The organism is Fodinibius sp., assembly GCF_041642155.1.
GTDB lineage: Bacteria > Bacteroidota > Rhodothermia > Balneolales > Balneolaceae > Fodinibius.
The window spans coordinates 1-6,348 of the sequence record NZ_JBEPWZ010000168.1 but is presented as its reverse complement, the minus strand read 5'-3'; the positions used below and the strand labels follow the sequence as shown (position 1 = coordinate 6,348).

Annotated in this window: 5 protein-coding genes and 1 tRNA gene; 4 read left to right on the top strand and 2 right to left on the bottom strand. The window is 51.7% G+C overall.

All coding sequences use genetic code 11. From position 1 onward, the window contains the following. Positions 1 to 44: 44 nt before the first annotated feature. Positions 45 to 118: transfer RNA gene (locus ACESLU_RS10055), tRNA-Val, on the bottom strand. 253 nt (positions 119 to 371) lie between these two features. Here ACESLU_RS10055 and ACESLU_RS10050 point away from each other — a divergent pair. The 4 genes from ACESLU_RS10050 (at position 372) to ACESLU_RS10035 (ending at position 5,639) form a co-directional block, all read left to right on the top strand. Beyond that, positions 372 to 1,682, top strand: a complete 1,311-nt coding sequence (locus ACESLU_RS10050; protein ID WP_372638523.1) for an acetyl-CoA C-acyltransferase — start codon at positions 372 to 374, stop codon at positions 1,680 to 1,682. An 81-nt stretch (positions 1,683 to 1,763) separates the two neighbouring features. Then, a complete protein-coding gene (gene fadJ, locus ACESLU_RS10045; protein WP_372638522.1) occupies positions 1,764 to 3,890 on the top strand; it encodes a fatty acid oxidation complex subunit alpha FadJ in 2,127 nt (708 codons plus the stop codon). Positions 3,891 to 4,050: 160 nt separating this feature from the next. Next, the gene (gene yajC, locus ACESLU_RS10040) at positions 4,051 to 4,359 is read left to right on the top strand and encodes a preprotein translocase subunit YajC (RefSeq protein WP_372638521.1); all 309 of its coding nucleotides are present in this window, start codon (positions 4,051 to 4,053) and stop codon (positions 4,357 to 4,359) included. 14 nt (positions 4,360 to 4,373) lie between these two features. After that, positions 4,374 to 5,639, top strand: a complete 1,266-nt coding sequence (locus ACESLU_RS10035) for a bifunctional 3,4-dihydroxy-2-butanone-4-phosphate synthase/GTP cyclohydrolase II (protein WP_372638520.1) — start codon at positions 4,374 to 4,376, stop codon at positions 5,637 to 5,639. Positions 5,640 to 5,926: 287 nt separating this feature from the next. Here the strand turns inward: ACESLU_RS10035 and ACESLU_RS10030 are convergent. After that, positions 5,927 to 6,348 (bottom strand): signal peptidase II (locus tag ACESLU_RS10030; protein ID WP_372638519.1); only part of this gene is annotated, 422 nt, incomplete at its 5' end.

The following is a 6,348-nucleotide window of genomic DNA, read 5'->3' as shown; positions in this document are numbered from 1 at the left end:
GAGAGAGTTGAGATAAGAAAAGCATTAATTTGGCGCTTAAAAAGTGGGCGATGCAGGATTCGAACCTGCGACTTCTTCCTTGTAAGGGAAGCACTCTAAACCGCTGAGTTAATCGCCCGGAACCGGATTAACTAAAGTTCAATACATTCTCTGCAGGCAAAACTCGGAAGCTTGAAACGACCGAGGATGAATCACCGTATTTTAGAGAGCACAAATATACGGATATTTTAGCTTCCAACAAAAAGAATCACCGTATTCTCCACCATCTGTTTCTCGTTCTTTCAACTCAACCCAGTTACCTTTACCTTGACTTAAGAATATTTATCATTCATCTTAGCTCTTACAAAATATTTTATTCATAAGGTGAAATCATGGCTAATCAATCCACCAATCACAATCAACACGAAGCGGTCATTGTCGACGGCGCCCGCATCCCGTTCCAGCGCTCGGGCACTGGCTACAAAAAGCTGATGGCATACGACCTGGGACGTATGGCGATAGAGGGACTGATCGGCCGCTCGGCCATTGACGGGAGGGATATCGACCGGATCATCATGGGCTGTGTCATACAAGACGTCAACACAAGCAACGTAGCCCGGGAATCTGCCATGGGAGCCGGGCTCCCAAAATCAATTCCGGCCCATACGGTTACACAGGCGTGTATCTCCTCGAACCAGGCCGTTTCTTCGGCCGTAAACCTTATCCGGTCGGGACAGGCGCGGGTGGTGCTGGCAGGAGGTACGGAAACGATGTCGGATATCCCCATCCGCTTCCGGCGTAAATTCCGGAGAAAGCTGCTGGACGCCCAAAAGTATAAATCGATAAGCGACTGGCTCTCGTTTTTCAAAGGACTGCGACCCTCAGATGTGCTCCCGGAAGTCCCCTCCATCGAGGAATTTTCCACGGGCGAAACCATGGGGGAAAGCTGCGACCGCATGGCGGCCCATTTCGGTATCAGCCGCAAGGCCCAGGACGAGTATGCGCTGCGATCGCACCAGCTGGCCGCCCGGGCGACCAGCGAGGGATGGCTGGAGCCGGAACTGCTGCCCGCAGGGGTACCGCCCGATTTTGAAACTATTGAACAGGACAATGGCTTCCGCGAGGATACGTCCATGGAAAAGCTCTCAAAGCTGAACCCCGCCTTCATAAAACCGCACGGCACGGTTACCGCCGGCAATTCCTCATTTCTGACAGATGGTGCCTCGGCTTCCCTTATCATGGAAGAGGAAAAGGCACGAGAACTGGGGCTCACGCCCAGGGCTTACCTCCGGGAATATACGTATGTGGCCCAGGACCCGGTAGACGAATTGCTGCTCGGCCCGGCCTATGCGACTCCCAAAGTGCTGGACAGCATGGGGCTCACGCTTACCGACATAGACGTATTTGAATTTCATGAAGCTTTTGCGGGACAAATACTGACGGTACTCAAGGCGTTGGATTCTGAAAAATTTGCCAGAGAAAAGCTCGGCCGCGAGCAAAAGGTGGGAGCCGTTCCGATGGACAGGTTTAACTGCTGGGGCGGTTCGCTCTCGCTGGGACACCCGTTCGGGGCGACGGGCGCCCGGCTTGTTACGACCGCGGCCAACCGCCTGCACCACGAGGATGGAACACTGGCACTGGTGGCAGCCTGTGCGGCGGGGGGACAAGGTCACGCTATGGTTTTGGAGCGGTATCCGGCGTAACATTCCAACGATTCAGTGACAGCGGCTAAATTCTGTCGGCCCGTTTGCTATCTGATATTCAAAATTTCATACATTATTCCCATGAGTTACTTATCTACCGAAAAACAAGACGATATCCTGGTTGTCACGCTCGATCAGCCGGGTGAGAAAGTTAACAAGCTGGACGAACAACTGATGACTGAGTTCCGGGATCTGCTGGAGAAGGCGGAACAGGAAACGGTTACCGGCCTGGTGGTGATCAGCGGCAAAGTAGATAACTTTATCGCCGGCGCCGACGTAGCGATGCTCAAAAACAAAAAGGCCCCGAAAGAAATTGAGGATTTGAGTCGCCGCGGCAACGATCTGTTGTTGGACCTGGAACACTTTGACAAGCCGATTGTGGCCGCAATCCACGGTTCGTGCATGGGAGGCGGACTCGAAGTGGCCATGGCCTGCCATTACCGGGTGGCGTCCGATCACGATAAAACGGTGATGGCCCAGCCGGAAGTACAACTGGGACTGCTGCCCGGCGGCGGCGGCACGCAGCGGCTTCCGCGCCTGATCGGTATTCAGAACGCCCTCAACTATCTGCTGACCGGCAAGAATATTTATCCTCGTAAAGCCTATAAGATAGGGCTCGTCGATGAGTTGATCCATAAGGATGCCATCCTGAAGGCGGCAAAAAAGGCCGTGCACCGGATTAGCAGGGATGGCTTCGAGCGCAAGGACAAACGCTCACTACTCCATCAGCTGATGGAGGGACTGAGTCCCCTGCGCAAGATTATCTATTCCCAGGCACGCAAGCGTACAAGGTCCAAAACCAAAGGCAACTATCCGGCCCCCCCGCGCATTATCGACTGCGTGGAAGAAGGTTACGAAAACGGCATGCGGGCGGGACTCAATTTGGAATCCAGGAATTTCGGACGGCTGGCAGCGACCCCGGAGTCGCAGGCGATGGTCAATCTCTTCTTTGCCATGCAGGGCGCCAAAAAGAATCCCGCGGCCGAAAAAGCGGAACCCGTTCAAAAAATAGGGGTGCTGGGAGCGGGACTTATGGGTTCGGGCATTGCCGATGTGAGTGCCAATAAAGGGCAGTATCGCATTCTCCTGAAGGATCAAAATGCGGAACAGGCCGTCGAGGGGAAAAAACATATCTGGCGGGACCTGGAGAAGAAGCGGAAAAAGAAGATCATCTCTTCGTTTGAGCGCGACCGTATCTCCAGCCTGGTTACGGCTACGGGCAGCTACGAAGGCTTTGGCAACGTGGACCTGGTGATCGAAGCCGTTTTTGAAGATTTGGACCTGAAGCAGTCTATCCTCCGGGAAGTAGAGGGCAGGCTGCCCGAAAAAGCCATTTTTGCATCCAACACCTCCTCCCTGCCCATCCGCGAGATTGCCCGGGCGGCACAGCGTCCACAACAGGTTGTTGGCATGCACTATTTTTCTCCCGTGCCTAAAATGCCGCTGATCGAAATTATTACAACAGAACAAACGGCTGACTGGGTCACCGCCACGGCACGCGAGGTGGGCATCCGCCAGGGCAAGCATGTGATCGTGGTCAATGACGGTCCGGGCTTTTACACCACCCGCATCCTGGCCCCCTATATGAATGAGGCCCTGATGCTGCTGGAGGAAGGCATCTCCATCGAAGAACTGGATAAGCATATGAAACAGTTCGGATTTCCCGTGGGACCGGCTGCGCTTTTTGATGAAGTGGGGATTGATGTGGCGGCCCATATTACCGAGGTGCTCAGCGATCTCTTCGCTGAACGTGATTTTCACCCCAGCGATAAGCCCACCACTCTATTTGAGGAGGGCTACAAGGGAAAAAAGAATAATCAGGGGTTCTACCACTATGAAGAGGAAGGGTCGAAAACAAAGAAAAAAGAGCCCAACAAAAAGATTTACCGCTTTTTCGGGGGACAGGATCGGTCCTCGATGGAAGCCCAAACGGTTCAGCAGCGCATGACGCTTATGATGATCAACGAGGCCGCATGGTGCCTGCAGGAGGATATTCTCCGCGATCCCACGGACGGCGACCTGGGAGCGGTACTCGGCCTGGGCTTCCCCCCCTTTCTGGGCGGGCCCTTCCGGTATATTGATCGCCGGGGAGCGGCTGCCATCGTGGAGCAACTCGAAACATTCCAGCGGGGACTGGGTCCGCGCTTTAAACCGGCGGACATCCTGAAAACCCATGCTTCGGCCGATAAAAAATTCCACGCGGATTGATTATTGGGTTCCTGTCAACGCTTTTACCATGAACTGCGTGGGCCATCTTAATGGCGGATTATGGAGAGATCCCTCCAACCAGCTATAAAATTGTTCCATCCCCACAAAAATAGTATCTTTAGAAGCTTAACCAACTGATTATAAATAAATTAATAATTGCATGTTTGATACAGCTTTTTTCATTATGGGATCGCCCGATCAGGCCGGGTGGATGAACCTTCTCTTTCTGGGAGCCATCTTCCTGATCTTTTATTTCTTTATCATTCGCCCGCAAAGTCAGCGCCAGAAAGAGATTAAAAAGATGGTTGAAAACCTTGAAAAAGGAGACAAGATTGTGACTTCCGGCGGAATGATAGCGCAAGTGAGAACTGTTGATGATGACACCGTGTTGGCAGAGATCGACAGCGGCGTCAAGGCCCGGTTCAAAAAAAGCTCCATTACCGACGTCAATCCCAATCAAAATGATTAACAACTTTGTCTGCTATGGCTGGTGAAGCGACATTCGATAGTATAGAATCAGCTATCGAAGATATTAAGCAAGGACGTGTCGTCATTGTTGCGGATGATGAAGACCGTGAGAATGAAGGCGACTTTGTGATGGCTGCCGAAAAAGTAACGGCCGAGGCCATCAATGTAATGGCCAAATACGGGCGTGGACTTATTTGCGTACCTATTACACGTGAAAAAGCCTATTCGCTTAATCTTGATTACATGGTATCGGAGGGCGCTGATCCCGAAGAAGCTGCATTTACCGTTTCTGTAGACCATAAAGAATTGACGACCACCGGAATATCGGCAGCGGATCGCGCCAATACCATCAACGAGTTGATGAAAGACGATGCCCGGCCCGGTGATTTTCGCCGTCCGGGACATATTTTTCCGCTAATCGGCGTTAACGGGGGCGTGTTGCGCCGCGCCGGACATACCGAAGCGGCTATCGACCTGGCCCGCATGGCGGGACTCAAACCCGCGGGTATTATCTGTGAAATCATGAAAGATAACGGGGCCATGGCGAGAATTCCCGACCTGGTAGAACTCTCCGAAGAATTCGACATGAAAATTATTACGATTAAGGATCTGATCGCCTATCGCATGGATAAGGAATCCCTGGTCCGCAAGGTCGTGGAAGTAAACCTTCCGACCATCTATGGCGACTTTACCCTGCATGCTTTCGAAGAACGTCTTACCGGCAACCACCACCTTGCCCTGGTCAAAGGCGAATGGCAGAAAGACGATCCGGTCCTGGTCCGTGTCCATTCCTCATGCATGACGGGCGATATCTTTGGCTCCAAGCGCTGCGACTGCGGGGAACAACTGCACCAGGCTTTGCTGAAAGTGGAAAAAGAAGGCAAAGGCGTCGTTCTCTATATGAACCAGGAAGGAAGAGGGATCGGACTGGTCAACAAGCTGAAAGCATACAAGCTGCAGGAAGAAGGCATGGATACGGTTGAAGCGAACGAGGCACTGGGCTTCGAACCCGACCACCGCGATTACGGGGTGGGCGCGCAGATCCTGCGATCGCTTAACATTTCCAAGTTGCGCCTGATGACCAATAATCCTGTAAAACGGGTGGGGCTTAAAAGCTTTGGACTCGAAATGGTGGAGCGGGTTCCCATCGAAGTCGGCGCCTATCCCGAGAATGTACGCTATCTTAAAACCAAGCGCGACAAGATGGGACACGATTTAAAGCTCGAGGAGCTGGATCCCCACAGCCCTGATTTTATCGACAGTATCGTTACCGACGAATAGTTCGACTTCCGTATTTCCTGGCTTAATCTTATCCGTATACGTAAGAAAGCTTTGAAAAACCAGTCCCGAAGCATCGGGAAATACCCAAGCCTGAGCGAATCCAAAACCGCAGTGTATATTATATGCAGTCTACAGGTGAGGATATTGAAATCGCGAAAATATAGAGATTGGCCAAAACAGCGGTTTTGCAAAGGCCCCTATCAATCTGGAAAACACTCATAGAAGGCCGGATCGGGAGGGAATATCAGCGGTCTGCCCGACTCCTCCGTTTTAAAAAATTCTTCAAATCACACCTTATCCCGGTCCAGGTTGGAAAACTTCTCCATGTTAGCATCGGACGGCGTTTCTTTTTGGCTTGCTTCCCCGGGGGCGGATGATGAATCTTCTTCCACAGGCATTATTTTATTGTGAAAAACCAGCATTGAGACAATCGCTGTGCTAATGGCTATATCTGCCACATTGAAAATATAGGGAAAAACGGCATAGTCTCCTATCTCAAGATTAAAGTGAATGAAGTCCACCACATGCCCCTCCAATATACCACCATATTGACCGATATATCCCATCACAAGCCGGTCGATGATGTTACCGATCGCCCCGCCCAGGATCAGGCCCATACAAAGGAGATAGCCTTTGTTGGCACTATTCCTATTATAGACAACATATCCTAAAATACCCAGCGTTGCTATAATAGCTATGACGCTTACTG